The organism is Allobosea sp. 10N428 (assembly GCF_056394545.1).
Map to the genome: position 1 here is coordinate 257,813 of NZ_JBFTIC010000001.1, position 14,895 is coordinate 272,707.

Genomic DNA, 14,895 nt, shown 5'->3' on the forward strand with positions numbered 1-14,895 from the left:
AATTTAGTTAGACTACATCGCTGCCCGGGCGCATCAAGCCCGCATGACCAGCACTCTCCTGCCAGCCTTCGCCAAGGGCTTTGCCCTCTCCGCCGGCCTCATCATCGCCATCGGCGCCCAGAACATGTTCGTGCTCCGACAGGGGCTGAAGCGCGAGCATGTCTGGCCCATCGTCCTCTTCTGCGCAGCGGCCGATGCCTGCCTGATCGTCGCGGGGGTGAGCGGCCTCGGCAGCGTGCTGGCGGTCGTTCCGGGATTGTCGCTGGCTCTCGGCCTTGGCGGAGCCGCCTTCCTCGCCTGGTACGGTGTCTCGGCGCTGCGTCGGGCAGCCAGCCCAACCGCACTCGTCGTCGATCAGCAGGTGGGAGTCAGTCTCGGTGCCGCACTTGCGGGCACCGCGGCCTTCACCTTCCTCAACCCGCATGTCTACATCGACACCGTCATGCTGATGGGCGCTGTCGGGACGAGCCTGCCTCCGGTCGAGCGTGCGCCATTCATGGCCGGAGCGGCGAGCGCGAGCTTCGCCTGGTTCGCTTCGCTGGGCTTCGGCGCTCGCTTCCTGGCGCCGCTCTTCGCCAAGCCGGCAGCGTGGCGCATCCTGGATCTCGCGATCGGCGTCATGATGCTCGCGCTCGCCGCGAGCCTGCTTCGCGGCGCGCTGGCGAGTTGACGCGCGCTAAGCCCTCTGCATCAGGGCCGAGCGCAGCTCAAGCAGTTCCTCGCACACCGCTTCGAGCTCCTGCACCGCGAAGCCGTCGCGAAGAGCGGGGCAGTGTTCGGCGAGCCTGCCGCCGAGAATGCCGGTGAAGACGGCCTTGCCTTCAGGCGAGACGACGAGACCGTTTTCCTGCTCGAACGAGGCATTCCAGGCGACGGCTTCGGCGTCTGTGATGCCCGCCGGAAGGTCGAGTTCGAGCGCGCMATCGACGAGCCGGACCGGATAGCCGCCCGGCAGGCCGTTTGGCCCGGGGACATGCCCGCGCCAGGAGCGGCCAGCGGCCATGGCGAGCAGCATCGGGACGCCGCTCGCGCCGGAGATCTCGATGACCGGTTCGGGCGTGAGCTGGATGTCGGCGAAGCGCGCATAGACGTCCGCGACCTCAGCACCGTCGATCCAGACGCGCGGCGGCCGCCCGCCCCGATCTTCCGGCCGCCGGCGCCAGGCGGCGAGGTTCTGATAATGGGCGAGGACCTTGACCTCGCTTCCCGCTGGCGTGGCGGCCGAACCGGCGAAGACGTTGGACAGGATCGCGACATTGCCCATGCCGCAGGCGACGACATGGCCCATCGCGCGGATCATGCCGTTGACCACGTCGGGAAAGCCGCAATTGACCAGTGTCACCGGCTTGCCGGCGCGCGTGATCGCCGCAGCGACGCGCGACGAGAGCAGCGCCTGGAACACCGCCGTGGCGCTCAGGCCGCCCTCGGCCACGAGCTGCGTCCAGGCATTGCCGCTCTGGGCGATCACCTGCGAGGTCTGGATCGAGGCAGCCTGGACGACGATGCGCGGGCCGGTCTCCGCGAGCATCTCGTCCGAGGCGTTCGGAGCAAGCAGGTCCACCGCATGGGTGGTAAAGCGCGCCTTCTTGCCGAACAGCGCCGCGCGGGCATTCGCAGCGGTCCGCAGCCAGTTCAGGCGCTCGCGATTGCGGCCGGCGATGACGATGTCGACAGGCTCGTCGGCCGTCGCGGCGATGTCGAAGGCGATGCGCGCAGCAAAGCCGCCGGTTCCGGAAACAAGGATATCGCAGCCAGCCATCTCAACGCCCCATCGCCATCGCCGCCCGGTCCCAGCAATCGTCGAGCCGGGGCGAGAGCTTGTGCTTCATGATGCGCTGGCTCGCCGTGCGCTCGAACTCGTCGACGACGGCGATGTAGCGCGGGTTCTGGTAGGGCGCGAGGCGCCGGCCGAGCCAGCCGGACAAGGCCTGCGGATCGATGACGGCGCCGTTACGCGGCTTGACAAAGAGCTTGATGTCCTGCTCGCCGACATCGGCGGCGACGCCGATCATCGCGCAATCCTCGACGGCCTCATGCTCGGCCGCGACATGCTCGACCTCCCAGGCCGAGACATTCTCGCCCCGGCAGCGCACGCTGTCGGTCATCCGGCCATGGAAGTAGAGATTGCCGTCGGCATCGAAGGAGCCGAGATCGCCGGTGTGGAAGCCGTCCGCGCGCAGGGCCTTCGCCGTCGCCTCCGGATTGTCGAGATAGCCGGGGAAGATCGCGCCGGGGATGCTGGTCTCGATCACGATCTCGCCGCGCTCATCGGAGGCCACTGCCTGGCCGTCTGCCCCCAGCAGCTTCACCGTGAACCAGGGCATCGGCCTGCCCACGGAGCCGACCACGCCGGTGACGTTGCAGGTCGTCAGGCTAGAGGCTTCCGTCATGCCGTAGCATTCGCGGATATCGATCCCGAAGCGGTCGCGGAACTGCGGCCAGATGTCCGGTGGGCAGCCGCCGCCCCAGGCGATGTGCACACCGTGTTCGCGGTCGCGCGGCGAAGCCGGCTGCTTCAGCAGGATCTGCAGGATGCCGCCGAGGTAATGGATATGGCTGGCGCCCTCGCTGCGGACTTGATCCCAGAAGCGGCTGGCGCTGAAGCGCTCGACCATGGCGAGCGTGATGCCTCTGATCATCGGCAGGGGCAGGAGCTGCGCGCCGCCGATGTGGTAGAGCGGCTCCCAGACGAAGAAGACGTCATCCGGCTTGGCATCGGACAGCAGCGCGACGCTCTCCGCCGCGAGCCGCAGCATGCGGTGCGAGACGATCACGCCCTTGGGCCGCCCGGTCGTTCCGGAGGTGTACATGATCGCGAAAACCGCATCGGCCGGCGGCGCGGGATCCTCGAAGGCGCCGTTGCCGCCCAGAACGGCATCGAGCTCGCCGCCCGGTGCGTGGGCGAGCAGCGGCAGCTCCGCTTCAGATTCCATCGCCTCGGCGATCTCCGGCACGAGCTCGGCATCGGCCACGACGAGGCGCGGCCGCGAATGCGTCAGCAGATAGCGCAGCCCTTCCCCGCGCTGCTGCGCGTTGACCGGCACCCAGGCGACGCCGGCCCGGGCGAGGCCGAAGACCACCGCGATGGTCGCGATCGAATTGCGCATCATCACGGCGACCCGATCGCCGGCCACGATGCCGCGCGCTCGCAGATGTCCGGCGAAGGCGGCTGAGCGCCGCTCGATCTCGGCATAGGTCACCGGCTCGCCGCAGAAGCGCGCATAGACGCGTTCCGGCTCCGCCTTGGCATGCGCTGTCAAAAGGCTCACGAAGCCGTTTTCGTCGGGGGGCGTCATGTTCGTCGGTCAGTCGTGTCGGGAAGAGGAGCGGAAGCGTTCCGCGATGAGCAACATCGCCGTCACCACGACGAAGACGACGACGGACACCGCCGCGAGCGTCGGGTTGAGCTGCAGGATCATGTCGTCCCACATCTGCTTGGGCAGCGTGGTCTTGATGCCGCCCGAGACGAAGATCGCGATGGTCAATTCGTCGAAGGAGGTGATGAAGGCGAAGAGGAAGGCGGCAACGAGGCCGCCCTTGACCAGCGGGATGGTGACGCCCGTCAGCGTCCGCACCCGGTTGGCGCCGAGCGTCGCCGCCGCCTGGTCGAGGCGCTGGTCATAGGTCTTCAGCACGGCGGCGATGGTGACCAGTGTGAAGGGGATGGCCAGCACGGTGTGGCCGATGACGAGGCCGAGATCGGTCGCGATCAGCCCCAGCCGCGCGAAGAGGTAGAACAACCCGACGGCGATGACGATGCGCGGCACGATCATCGGCGCGAGGAAGAAGGCGAAGATCAGCCCGGCCCAGCGGGTGCGGCTGTTCGCCAGCGCCAGCGCCGTGAAGCCGCCGATCGCTGTCGCCGCGAGGGCCGTGACGAAGGCAACCGCGAAAGAGCGGATCGTCGCCTGAATCCACAAAGGCGAGCTGAAATAGGTCTGAAACCAGCCGAGCCCATAGCCGGGCGGCGGGAACTCCAGGAACTGCGAGGAGGTGAAGGCCAGCGGGATGACGAGCAGCGTCGGTAACACCAGGAAGGCAATGACGAGCCAGCAGAAGCCGGGCAGCAGCATCGCGCAGACGCGCTTGCCGAGCAGCGAGCGCGCCAGCTCCGCGAGCCGCCCCACCACCGCCGCGACGGCGGAGAGGATCGCCAGGCCGAGGTCGCGAATGCGGCCGGTGCCGACCTGAGCCGAGCCGCCGGCGATGGTCGAGAGCCCGAAGATCCGGTCGTAGACGACGCAGGAAATCAGAGCCGCCGCCAGCATCATCGCGGAGAGCGCCCCGGCGAAGGACCAGTTCAGCAGCTCCTGCACCTGCGTGATGATGAGCTGCGCCAGCATGGTTTCCTGCCGACCGCCGAGGAAGGCCGGCACGATGAAGAAGCCGAGCGAGGAGATGAAGACGAGCAGCCCCGCCGCCGCCACGCCGGGCAGCGAGAGCTTGAAATAGACGAGCCAGAAGGCGCGCACCGGGGCGGCGCCCAGCGTCTGCGCCGCCTGAACGAGGCGCCGGTCGATGCCGGCCATCACCGGCAGCATGGTCAGCACCGCCAGAGGCACCATGGCATGGACCATGCCGACCATGACGCCGAACTGGTTGTTGATCAGCGACAGCGGCTGGTCGACCACGTGCGAGCCGGTCAGCAGCGAGTTGATCACGCCGCTGCGTCCGAGGATCAGCATCCAGGCGAAGGTCTTGACGAGATAACTCGTCCAGAACGGCACCATGACGAAAAGCAGCATCCGCCCCCGGAACATATCGGGCAGGCGCGCCAGCCAGTAAGCGAGCGGATAGCTGATCAGCAGCGACCACAGCGCCGTCCAGCCGGCGATGCGGAAGGTGATGCCGAGCACGCGCAGATAGACGTCGGTCGCGGCGATGCGCTGATAGGAGCTCGCCGAGAAAGCCCCGCTCTCCGGGTCGACGATGCTCAGGCCGAGGAGCTGCGCGACCGGCCAGACGAAGAAGACCGCGAGGAACAGGATGCCGGGCACCGCCAGCCAGAGGGCATTGGGGCGCAGCCTGCTCGTGCGCGCCGGCGCGCTGCTGATACTAACGGCACTCATGCGACCAGCACCGCCTTGTCGCGTGGCCAGCCGGCGACAATGACCTCGTCGATCGTCGGCACCGCATCGTCGGGGCCGAGGCGCAACACGAGTTGACCGCCATCCTTGAGCGTGGCGATGATGCGCGTCTCCGAGCCGGCATAGACGATTTCGCAGACTCGCCCGTTCACAGCGTTTCCGTCCTGCGCACCGAGGCGCAGGTTCTCGGGCCGGATCACCAGCGCCGCATCCTGGCTCTCGCAATGCGCCCCGCGCGGCAGGGCGAAGCGGCCATGCGCGGTTTCAAGCGAGCCGTTGCCATCCCAGCGGCCGCGGAAGATGTTGGAAATGCCGATGAAGTCGGCGGCGAAAGCGGTGCGCGGTCGCTCGTAGATCTCGCGCGGCGTGCCGAGCTGCTCGATCTTGGCATGGTTCATCAGGCAGATGCGGTCGGACATCGCGAGCGCCTCCTCCTGATCATGCGTGACGTAGACGATGGTGGCGCCGCTCTCGCGATGCAGGCGCTTGATCTCGATCTGCATGTGCTCGCGCAGCTTCTTGTCGAGAGCGCCGAGCGGCTCGTCCATCAGAATGATCGAGGGCTGGTAGACGAAGCAGCGCGCCAATGCGACGCGCTGTTGCTGGCCGCCGGACAATTCGCGCGGGAAGCGCCCGGCAAGATGCCCGAGATGCACCATCTCCAGCGTTTCGGAGACGCGCTTTGCGATCTCCGCGCCCGGACGTCCGCGCATCTTGAGCGGAAAGGCGATGTTTTCCGCCACCGTCAGGTGTGGAAACAGCGCATAATGCTGGAAGACGAGGCCGATATCGCGCTGATGCACCGGCATGGCCGACTGGTCCCGGCCATCGATGACGACCTTGCCCTCGCTTGCCTCGACCAGCCCGCAGATGAGCTGAAGCAGCGTCGTCTTGCCGGAGCCCGAAGGCCCCAGCAAGGTGAGGAACTCGCCCTCGGCGACGCTCAGCGAGCTTGGCTCGAGGGCCGTGGTCGCGCCGTAGCGCTTGCACAGGCCCTCGACGACGAGCTTGGCGGTTCTGGTTTGGGACGTGGTCATCGCGGCGCTCGTCGCCATCGGCATCAGGTCAGGAGCCAGGAGTTGAAGCGCTCGCTCACCTTGGCGCGATTGGCGCTCCACCAATCCTCGTTGGCGATGGCCATCAGCTTCAGGTTTTCCGGCGAGGTCGGCAGGACCTTGGCGCGTTCGGCCGGGATCGTCTGATAGGCGTCGAGGTTGGTCGGCCCGTAGGCAAGTGCATCAGTGAAGATGGCCTGCGCCTTCGGATCCGAACAGAAGCGGATGAACTGGCGGGCGACATCCGCCTTCGGCCCGCCCTTCGGCAGACCCCAGCCCTCGATCGAATAGAGGCCCTGGTTCCAGATGATCTTGGCCGGAGCGCCGCCATCAATCGCCGCCTGAAGGCGGGCGTTCCAGCCCGTGGTCATGTCGACTTCGCCACTCTGCAGGAGTTGCGTCGACTGGGCGCCGCCGGTCCACCAGACCGCGATATGCGGCTTGATCTTGTCGAGCACCTTGAAGGCGCGTTCGACATCGAGCGGGTAGAGCTTGTCGAGCGGCACGCCGTCGGCGAGCAGGGCCTGCTCGAGGCTATCGATCGGGTTCTTGCGCATCGAGCGCCGGCCCGGGAACTTCTCGACATTGAAGAAGTCGGTCCAGCTCGCGGGCGCGTTCTTCACCTTGTCGGTCCGGTAGGCGAAGATCGTCGAATAGACGTCGGTGCCCATGAATTCGGGCGAGATCGCCTGCGGCATCAGCTTCGGCACGTCGGCATGGGCGAAGCCGATCGGGTCGAGCAACCCTTGCGCCTTCAGGATATCGCGGGCCGAGAGCGTCAGCGTGCAGACGTCCCAGGTATAAGACTTGGTTTCGACCATCGCCTTGAACTGGGCGGTCGGCTCGGCTTCGCGGGCGACGTTGACCACCTTGTTGCCGGTCGCCTTCTCGAAGGGATCATAGAAGGCCTTGCGGAAGGCCGGGCCGAACGGGCCGCCGGGATCGGCGACGGTGATCTGGGTGGCAGCACGTGCCGTGCCGCTGAGATAGGGCGCCGCGAGCGCGCCGGCGGCAGCGCCGCCAGCGAGCTGCAGCAGGGTACGCCTCGTCGGATTCGTGGTTTTGTTCATCGTCTTCTCCCCTTCAAGCGGTTTTCCGCATTTCCCCATGGGTGGTCAGATCATCCGGCGCTTTGGCCTTCAGGCGTTCTTGCGCGCAGCGCGCTTGGCGAGGAACTCTTCCATCATTCGCGCCGGTTCGCCGGAGGCGTAGGCCTCGCGCTGCGTGCGGATGCCGGCGGCGAGACACTCGCGGAAGCTCTCCTCGGTCACCTCGCGGAAGCGGGCCTTGTTGAGCCGCATGGCGACCGGCGCCTTCGCCGCGAGTTCATCGGCCAGGGCAAGCGTTGCCTCCATGACCTTCTCCTTCGGCACGATCCGGTTGATCAGGCCGATGCGGAAGCACTCGTCGGCATCCATCATGCGGCCGGTCAGGGTCAGGTCGATCGTCCGGGCAAGCCCGATCATCTCCTTCATGATCCAGGGACCGGTGACCGAGGCGATGCCGGAATTGATCTCGGGCTGCCCCATGGTGACGCCATCATGGCCGATGCGCAGGTCACAGAGGAGCGCGACCTGGAATGCCGAGCCCGCTGCAACGCCGTTCAGCGCCGCGATGATCGGCTTCGAGAGCGAGCGGATCCGGTCGTAGAGGCGCTCCCATTCGCCCATCCAGACTTCGGCCCGGTCCGCATCGAAGGTCTTGGTCTCGTTGAGGTCCTGGCCGGCGCCGAAGGCGCGGTCTCCTGCCCCGGTGAGGATGATGGCGCGCACCGCCTGGTTCGCCTCCAGCTCCTCCAGCCCCTCGACGAGGCGGGCGCGCATCGGCGCATTCCAGGCGTTGAGGACCTGCGGGCGGTTGAGGGTCAGGATGCCGACCGCGCCGCGCACCTCGACCAGAACGGAATCCTTCATGACGCTCTCCGATGAATGTTTATTTCTATACGATAACTTCTATTGAATATTCGACGAAGTTGCGCCACCTTGTCAAGGCCGTCGGTCACAGCCATTGATCGATTCAGGAGAGCTGGCCCCGATGACGATGCCCGAAGCGAGACAGAACGGCCGCAAGCGCGCAGCCGCGGCAGGCGAAGGAGCCGGCCGCAAGGACGACGTGCTGATGGTCAACTCGGTCGAGAAGGCGTTCCGGGTGCTCTCCGCCTTCGGCCGCCAGCATCAGACGCTGAACCTGTCGCAGGTCGCGTCCGAAACAGGCATGGACCTCAGCGCCGCGCAGCGCTTCACGCATACGCTGACCAAGCTCGGCTATCTCAGGAAGGATGCGCAGACCAAGCGCTTCGAACTGACCGCCAAGACGCTCGATCTCGGCTACCATTTCGTGCGCAGCAGCCGCCTGCTCGACCGGGCGATGCCCTATCTCATGCACCTCAGCAAGGAGACGGAGGAGACCATCAACCTGACCGTGCGTGACGGCGCCGAGATCATCTTCGTCTCGCGCTTCCTCAGCCGGCATGTGCTGAATACCGACGTCATCATCGGCACGCGGATGCCGGCCTATTGCACGGCGCCGGGCATCGCCATGCTGTCGCGCCTGCCCGAGGAGGAGGCGATGGCGATCATCGATGCGTCCGACCTCAAGCAACACACACCCTCGACGACCTGGGAGCGCGAGGCGTTGCGCGAGAAGCTGCGCCAGTCGGCGGCCCAGGGCTACGCCACCGCCTTTGAAGAGGTCTATCTCGGCGATGCGTCGATAGCGGCCGTGATCGTCGATCATCATGGCCGGCCGGAGGCAGCGGTCAATATCGCCACCTCCACCTCGCGTTACAGCCATGCCGAGGTCGTTGCGCGCTTCTCCTCGCTCGTCATCGCAACCGCCCACGCCATTTCCCGCGTCTGAGCAGCGCCGAGGAAGCGCTTGACAGCCCGACTGTCGACTTATCATTATTCAAGAGAGTTTATTGCATTGAAATAATCTATCGGGATTCGCATGGACGCTCCGAAGCCCCAGTTCCGCCGCGTGGCGGTGCGCGCCGGACAGCAGGCGACACTCAGCTTCGAAGGCACGACCATAACGGCGACGGCGGGCGACAGCGTTCTTGCAGCGCTACTCGAAAGCGGCGCGCTGATCCGCCGGCTCGAGTTCGGCGGCGAGCCACGGGCCGGCTTCTGCCTCATGGGCGCCTGCCAGGACTGCTGGGTCTCGAGCGCGGAAAGCGGACGGATCAGGGCCTGCACCACGCCGGTCTCCGACGGCATGGTCCTGTTCGCCGAGCCGCAGCCGATGGCCGCCGTTCATGGCTGAGATCGTCATCATCGGCGCCGGCCCAGCCGGCATCGGCGCTGCCGAGGTGCTGTGCGCGAAAGGGCTTCGGCCCATTCTGATCGATGAAGGGGCCAGGGCCGGTGGGCAGGGCTATCGCCGTCCGTCCGAAGACCTCGCCTTGGACATGAACCGGCTGATGGGCTCGGAAGCGCAGCGCTACACCGCGCTGCACAGCCGTTTCGAAGCGCTCCTCCCCGCAATCGACTATCGCCCGCGCACGCTGGTATGGGCCATCGACGGCAACCAGCTGCATCTCCTGCACGAGGGCAAGGCCGAGGCGCTGTCCTTCGACAAGCTTCTGATCGCGAGCGGCGCGATGGACCGTATCGCTCCCCTGCCCGGCTGGACGCTGCCGGGTGTCTTCACCCTCGGCGGCGCACAGGTGGCGCTCAAGGATCAGGGTTGTCTGATCGGGAGCCGCGTCGCTTTCCTCGGCGCCTCGCCGCTGCTGGCGCTGGCGGCCAAGCAATATCGCGACATGGGCGCAGAGATCGGCGTCATCGCCGACACCACCCCGTTTGCGGCCAAGCTCGCCGCCCTGCCGGCATTGCTGAGAGCGCCGCGCACCCTGCTCCGCGGGCTCTGGTATATGGCAGCGTCGCTGCGCGCCGGGACTGCCATGCTGCATGGGGTGACGCCGATCGCAATCGAGGGCCGGAACCGTGTCGAGGCGCTCGTGCTGCGCGACACCGGCGGACGCGAGCGCCGCTTCGCCTGCGACGCGGTGGCGCTTGGCTATGGGCTGAAGCCCGAAACGCAGCTTGCCGACCTGGCCGGGGCGCAATTCGCTTACGACGCCGATTTCAGGCTGTTCCTGCCGGTGATTGACGGAATGGGCCGGTCGCGGCCGGGCCTCTATCTGGCCGGCGACGGCGTGCGGATCGGCGGCGCCGATGCCGCTGAGGCAAGCGGGGCTTTAGCCGCCCATGCGATCCTGTCCGATCTCGGGCAGGCCCAGGAAATCGACGCCGCACGCGCACTGGCACGACGTGTCGAGCGCCTGCGCGACTTCCAGCGCGGGCTTGCGCGCGCCTTCGCCTGGCCGAAGGCGCAGATCGCTGGCCTGCCCGATTCCGTGACGCTCTGTCGCTGCGAGAACGTGACCGTCGGCGACGTTCGCACGGCAATGGCGAAGGAGCTCGGCCCGATCGAGGTCAACCGGGTGAAGGCGATGACGCGCTGCGGGATGGGGCGCTGCCAAGGCCGCGTCTGCGGCCCGGCCCTGCAGGAGATCGTCGCCGCCGACGCCGGTGGCGACGGCGCCGCAGCCGGGCGGCTGCGCGGCCAGGCTCCGGTCAAGCCGATCGCGCTCGCTGCTGCCGGGGACGGCGCATGAGCCCGCACACCACAGATGTCGCCATCGTCGGCGGCGGGCTCATCGGCGCCTGGACCGCTTACTTCCTGGCACGGCGCGGCCAGCGCGTGACCCTGATCGAGAAGGGCGTCGTCGGCGCCCAGTCGAGCGGCGTCAACTTCGGCAATCTGCGCCTCCAGGGACGATTTCCCGGCCAGTACCCCCTCTCGCTCCGCTCCCAGGCGCTGTGGGAAGATCTCGATGCGCTGATCGGCGAAGACTGCGAGTTCGAACAGACGGGACATCTCTATCTCGCCTATGACGAGGAGGAGCACGCCAGGCTCGAAGGATACGCCAAAATCTCCGAATCCTATGGCCTCGCCATCGAGCGCGTCGGCCCCGCCGATCTGAGGAGGCGCTGGCCCTGGCTGAGCGAGCGCGCCGTCGCCGCCACCTACTCGGCCCGTGACGCCACCGCCAATCCGCGCCTTGCCACGCCCGCCGTCGTGCGCGCCGCAGCGCGGCATGGGGCCGTCATTCGCGAGAACACGCGCGTCGCCTCGGTCGATCGTTCGGGCGATGGCTTCGTGCTAGCGCTCGCGGATGGCGGGACGCTGAGCTGCGGCGCGCTCGTCAACAGCGCCGGGGCCTGGGCGCTGGAGATTGCGGAGCGTTTCGGCGAGACGGCGCCGCTCTTTCCAGCCGGCCCGCCGCAATTCGTGACGGAGCCTTTTCCCTATCTGATCGAACCCTCGGTGCAGGCGATCGACGGCTCCGTGATCTTCCGGCAGATCCCGCGCGGCAACATCATCCTCGCCGGCTATCCGCGCACCGCAGCCGATCCGCAGGCGAATCGAGCGCCGGTTCCGCCGGCAAAGACGCTGGCGGCGATGAGGGCTCTCGCCCGCGTCGCGCCGATGCTGGCGCACTGCCATGTCATCCGCGTCTGGTCGGGCATCGAGGCCTATTTGCCCGACATGATCCCGGTGATCGGGCCGAGCGAGACCACGTCCGGGCTGTTCCACGCCTTCGGCTTCTGCGGCCATGGCTTCCAGATCGGCCCCGGCGTGGGGCTCTGCCTCAGCGAGATGATCGTCGACGGCGCGACCGAGACACCGCTGGAGCCGTTCTCGATCGGGCGCTTCCGCTCGGCAGCAACCGTGAGCGAGAAATTCCGCAAGGAATTCGACTGAAACCTGTCGGGATGGATGCCGGCCCGATCAACTGGTCAGCGTTCGAGCGCCCGGTCATGTCCGCGCAAGGGTGAGGCGAACCCGGGTCATCCCGACGTCGCGCGAGACGACAAGCTCCCCGCCATGAGCCTTCGCGACCTCCAGCGCGATGGACAGCCCCAGCCCCGAACCGCTGGAGGCAGCGCCCTTCGCGAAAGGGCGGAACAGCTCCGCGGACGGCTCCGGAAATCCGTCGCCATCATCGGCGACGTCGACCCAGAGGTGCTCTGCGTCTTCGCCCACGGTCACGACAAGCCGGCTGTCGGCACCGTGCTTCAATGCGTTGTCGATCAGGTTCCCCAGAGCTTCGCGCAGGCTCACCGCATCGCCATTCACGATCGGCGGCGGCTCGGCCGGGATGAAGGCGATGTCGACCTCGCGGGGCAGCGAGAGCGGCACCGTCTTGGCCAAAACGGCTTTGGCCAGCTGGTTGAGATCGACCGCTGCAGCGGCGGCGGCATCCTTGCGGTGAATCACCATCGCATGGTCGAGCAACTGCCCGGTGAGGCGGCCGAGCTCTGCGGTGCGTTCATGGATTCGCTTGACGGTATCGGCCTTGCGCCGTGATGCGGGCGTCGCGAGCAGGATTTCGACTTGGGCATCGAGCGCCGCCAGCGGCGTGCGGATCTGATGGGCGGCGTCGGCGATGAAGCGCTGCATGATCGCCATGCGCTCGGACAGGCGGCGCATGAAGTCGTCTATCGCCTCGACGAGATTCCGGATTTCCGCCGGAGGCTCGGCCGCGATCGGCCTGAGATCGTCGGGCCGGCGGTTTGCGATCTCGCGCTCGATGCGCGTCAGCGGCTTCAGCGCCAGTGTCACGGCATAGCCCGTCGCGAGAAGGGCGAGCAGGCTCATGACGGTGATGACGCCGAGCGCCTTGAGCGTCAGGTCGCGGGCAAGCGCGCGCCGCGCCTCGGTCGTCTGGGCGACGACGATGGTCGCCCAGTTGTTGGTTCCGGGAAGATCGATCTGCCGGGCCAGGGTGGCGATGCGCACCGGCTGGCCCTGATAGAGGCCGTCCTCAAGGACCACACCGGCGCGGATATCCGCGGGATCGGCCTCCGAAGCGAGATCGTCGTAGCCGGCGACCACGACGCCACGCGGATCGACGATCTTGTAGAAGACGAGGTCATAGGCCGCGAGCGTCGCTATCGCGGAAACGGGCGGATCGAGCGTCACCACCCCGCCCTGGACGTAGACGTTCTCGGCGATCTGCACCGCCCCGCCGGCGAGCAGCCGGTCATAGGCCTGACGCGCCGCCAGAGAGGCCGAATGCCAGGCCGCAAGGCCGAGCACGACCGCTCCCGCCGCCAGCACCGCCGTGAGGACGGCGACGATGCGGAAGCGCAGCGAAAGGCGAAGCTCAGACCACCGCAAGCTGATAACCCAATCCGCGCAGGGTCCGGATTTCGACCGGCGTGTCGGCAAGCTTGCGGCGCAGCCGCGCGACGAATTGCTCGACCGCGTTGGGGCTCGGCTCCTGGTCGAAATTGAAGAGCTGCTCGACGAGCTCCTCCTTCGGCACGATCCGTTCGGGCCGGGCGGCGAGGATTTCGAGCACGGTCAGCTCGCGGCGCGTCAGGTTGAGCGGCCGGTCGGCGATGGTCGCGACCCGCCCCGCCCGGTCGATCGCGAGCGGCCCGACTCGCAGCAGATTGTCGGGTTGCCCGGCGCTGCGCCGCAGCAGTGCCCGCGCCCGCGCTTCGAGCTCGCCATAATCGAAGGGCTTGACCAGATAGTCGTCGGCGCCGAGATCGAGCGCCCCGATGCGCTCGTCCACAGCCGAGCGCGCTGTGAGCACCAGCACCGGCGTTGCCAGCCGCCGCGCCCGCATCTGACGGAGAACCGCGAGCCCATCCTGTCCGGGCAGGCTGAGGTCGAGGATGACGAGGTCATAGGCCTGCACCGCCAGCAGTTCGGCCGCCGTGACGCCGTCCTGCTCCCAATCGACGGCATGGCCGATCTTCTCGAGCCGCATCACGACGGCCTCGGCGATATCGGCGGTGTCTTCGACGACGAGCACGCGCAAGCGGATTGATCTCCCTGGACGCGCTCCGACCCGCCGGGCGGCGCCAGTCAGGTTCACGTCAGCTTACTAGGCTATCCCATCTCGCAAGCGCCCATAAGTGCGCATGGAAACGAGACATGGGAGGGTGCATGCTAGCCCCGTTCGACGCCGCTTCTGCGACTCCGCTCCTCTCGGTCGAGGGCGTGACGCTGCAATACAAGACGCCCGACGTGGTGGTGACCGCGACGCGGCGCGTCTCCTTCGACGTCTATCCGTCCGACCGTTTCGTCCTGCTCGGCCCGTCGGGCTGCGGCAAGTCGACCCTGCTCAAGGCGATCGGCGGCTATCTCACGCCGGTCGAGGGCGAGATCAGCCTGAAGGGCCGCAAGGTTTCCGGCCCCGGTCCCGACCGCATGATGGTCTTCCAGGAATTCGACCAGCTCCTGCCCTGGAAAACGGTGCGCGAGAACGTCGTCTTCGCGCTGACGGCCTCCGGCCGCGCCACCCAGGCCGAGGCCGAGGAGCGCGCCCGCTCCTATATCGACAAGGTCGGCCTGTCCAAGTTCATCGACAGCTATCCGCATATGCTGTCCGGGGGCATGAAGCAGCGCGTCGCCATCGCGCGCGGCATGGCGATGGAGCCCGACGTCCTGCTGATGGACGAACCCTTCGCCGCGCTCGACGCCCTCACCCGCCGCAAGATGCAGGACGAATTGCTGCGGCTCTGGGACGACACCAAGTTCACCGTGCTCTTCGTCACCCACTCGATCGAGGAGGCGATCAAGATCGGCACCCGCATCCTGCTGCTCTCGCCGCATCCGGGCGAGGTCAAGGCCGAGCTCAACAGCGTGCCGCCCGAGGAGATGGGCACCGGCAAGCAGGCCGCGCTCGAAACCCGCATCAACGACATGCTCTTCGCGCATCATTGAAC

The 14,895-nt window shown here is 67.3% G+C and carries 14 protein-coding genes; 6 read left to right on the forward strand and 8 right to left on the reverse strand.

What is annotated here, in order from left to right; all coding sequences use genetic code 11:
* The first annotated feature begins 43 nt into the window (after nt 1-43).
* Entirely contained in the window at nt 44-670 is a 627-nt protein-coding gene (locus AC1DDA_RS01205) for a LysE/ArgO family amino acid transporter (protein WP_476794305.1), read from the forward strand.
* 6 nt (nt 671-676) lie between these two features.
* Here AC1DDA_RS01205 and AC1DDA_RS01210 read toward each other — a convergent pair whose 3' ends face one another.
* The 6 genes from AC1DDA_RS01210 to AC1DDA_RS01235 all read right to left on the reverse strand — a co-directional run bounded on the left by AC1DDA_RS01210 (nt 677) and on the right by AC1DDA_RS01235 (nt 8,055).
* Nucleotides 677-1,759 carry a hypothetical protein gene (locus AC1DDA_RS01210; RefSeq protein ID WP_476794306.1) on the reverse strand — a complete coding sequence of 361 codons (1,083 nt, stop codon included), beginning with the start codon at nt 1,757-1,759 and terminating at the stop codon, nt 677-679.
* 1 nt (nt 1,760) lies between these two features.
* Nucleotides 1,761-3,269: a class I adenylate-forming enzyme family protein gene (locus tag AC1DDA_RS01215; RefSeq protein WP_476794307.1), complete on the reverse strand. Its 1,509-nt coding sequence runs from the start codon at nt 3,267-3,269 to the stop codon at nt 1,761-1,763.
* Nucleotides 3,270-3,305: 36 nt separating this feature from the next.
* Nucleotides 3,306-5,069 (reverse strand): ABC transporter permease subunit, encoded by a 1,764-nt coding sequence (locus AC1DDA_RS01220; RefSeq protein WP_476794308.1) that lies wholly within the window; start codon nt 5,067-5,069, stop codon nt 3,306-3,308.
* A complete protein-coding gene (locus AC1DDA_RS01225) occupies nt 5,066-6,124 on the reverse strand; it encodes an ABC transporter ATP-binding protein (RefSeq protein WP_476794309.1) in 1,059 nt (352 codons plus the stop codon). Before AC1DDA_RS01225 ends, AC1DDA_RS01220 begins: the two co-directional genes overlap by 4 nt.
* A 23-nt stretch (nt 6,125-6,147) precedes the next feature.
* Complete coding sequence (locus tag AC1DDA_RS01230) at nt 6,148-7,212, reverse strand: ABC transporter substrate-binding protein (RefSeq protein ID WP_476794310.1); 1,065 nt, start codon at nt 7,210-7,212, stop codon at nt 6,148-6,150.
* A gap of 69 nt (nt 7,213-7,281) precedes the next feature.
* Nucleotides 7,282-8,055, reverse strand: coding sequence for an enoyl-CoA hydratase/isomerase family protein (locus AC1DDA_RS01235; RefSeq protein ID WP_476794311.1), 774 nt, complete (start codon nt 8,053-8,055; stop codon nt 7,282-7,284).
* 121 nt (nt 8,056-8,176) lie between these two features.
* Between AC1DDA_RS01235 and AC1DDA_RS01240 the strand changes: the two genes are divergently transcribed.
* The 4 genes from AC1DDA_RS01240 (at nt 8,177) to AC1DDA_RS01255 (ending at nt 11,914) form a co-directional block, all read left to right on the forward strand.
* The gene (locus tag AC1DDA_RS01240; protein WP_476794312.1) at nt 8,177-9,001 is read left to right on the forward strand and encodes an IclR family transcriptional regulator; all 825 of its coding nucleotides are present in this window, start codon (nt 8,177-8,179) and stop codon (nt 8,999-9,001) included.
* Between the two features lie 90 nt (nt 9,002-9,091).
* On the forward strand, nt 9,092-9,406 hold the full coding sequence (locus AC1DDA_RS01245) for a (2Fe-2S)-binding protein (protein WP_476794313.1): 315 nt from the start codon (nt 9,092-9,094) through the stop codon (nt 9,404-9,406).
* Nucleotides 9,399-10,763: an FAD/NAD(P)-dependent oxidoreductase gene (locus tag AC1DDA_RS01250; protein ID WP_476794314.1), complete on the forward strand. Its 1,365-nt coding sequence runs from the start codon at nt 9,399-9,401 to the stop codon at nt 10,761-10,763. Before AC1DDA_RS01245 ends, AC1DDA_RS01250 begins: the two co-directional genes overlap by 8 nt.
* Nucleotides 10,760-11,914: an NAD(P)/FAD-dependent oxidoreductase gene (locus tag AC1DDA_RS01255; protein WP_476794315.1), complete on the forward strand. Its 1,155-nt coding sequence runs from the start codon at nt 10,760-10,762 to the stop codon at nt 11,912-11,914. The genes AC1DDA_RS01250 and AC1DDA_RS01255 overlap by 4 nt, the downstream gene beginning before the upstream one ends.
* A gap of 54 nt (nt 11,915-11,968) precedes the next feature.
* Here the strand turns inward: AC1DDA_RS01255 and AC1DDA_RS01260 are convergent, their stop codons facing one another.
* Both AC1DDA_RS01260 and AC1DDA_RS01265 read right to left on the reverse strand, forming a co-directional pair.
* Nucleotides 11,969-13,333: a sensor histidine kinase gene (locus tag AC1DDA_RS01260; RefSeq protein WP_476794316.1), complete on the reverse strand. Its 1,365-nt coding sequence runs from the start codon at nt 13,331-13,333 to the stop codon at nt 11,969-11,971.
* Nucleotides 13,320-13,985, reverse strand: coding sequence for a response regulator (locus AC1DDA_RS01265; protein ID WP_441511410.1), 666 nt, complete (start codon nt 13,983-13,985; stop codon nt 13,320-13,322). Before AC1DDA_RS01265 ends, AC1DDA_RS01260 begins: the two co-directional genes overlap by 14 nt.
* Nucleotides 13,986-14,113: 128 nt before the next feature.
* Between AC1DDA_RS01265 and AC1DDA_RS01270 the strand changes: the two genes are divergently transcribed.
* On the forward strand, nt 14,114-14,893 hold the full coding sequence (locus tag AC1DDA_RS01270) for an ABC transporter ATP-binding protein (RefSeq protein WP_441511409.1): 780 nt from the start codon (nt 14,114-14,116) through the stop codon (nt 14,891-14,893).
* Nucleotides 14,894-14,895 lie beyond the last annotated feature (2 nt).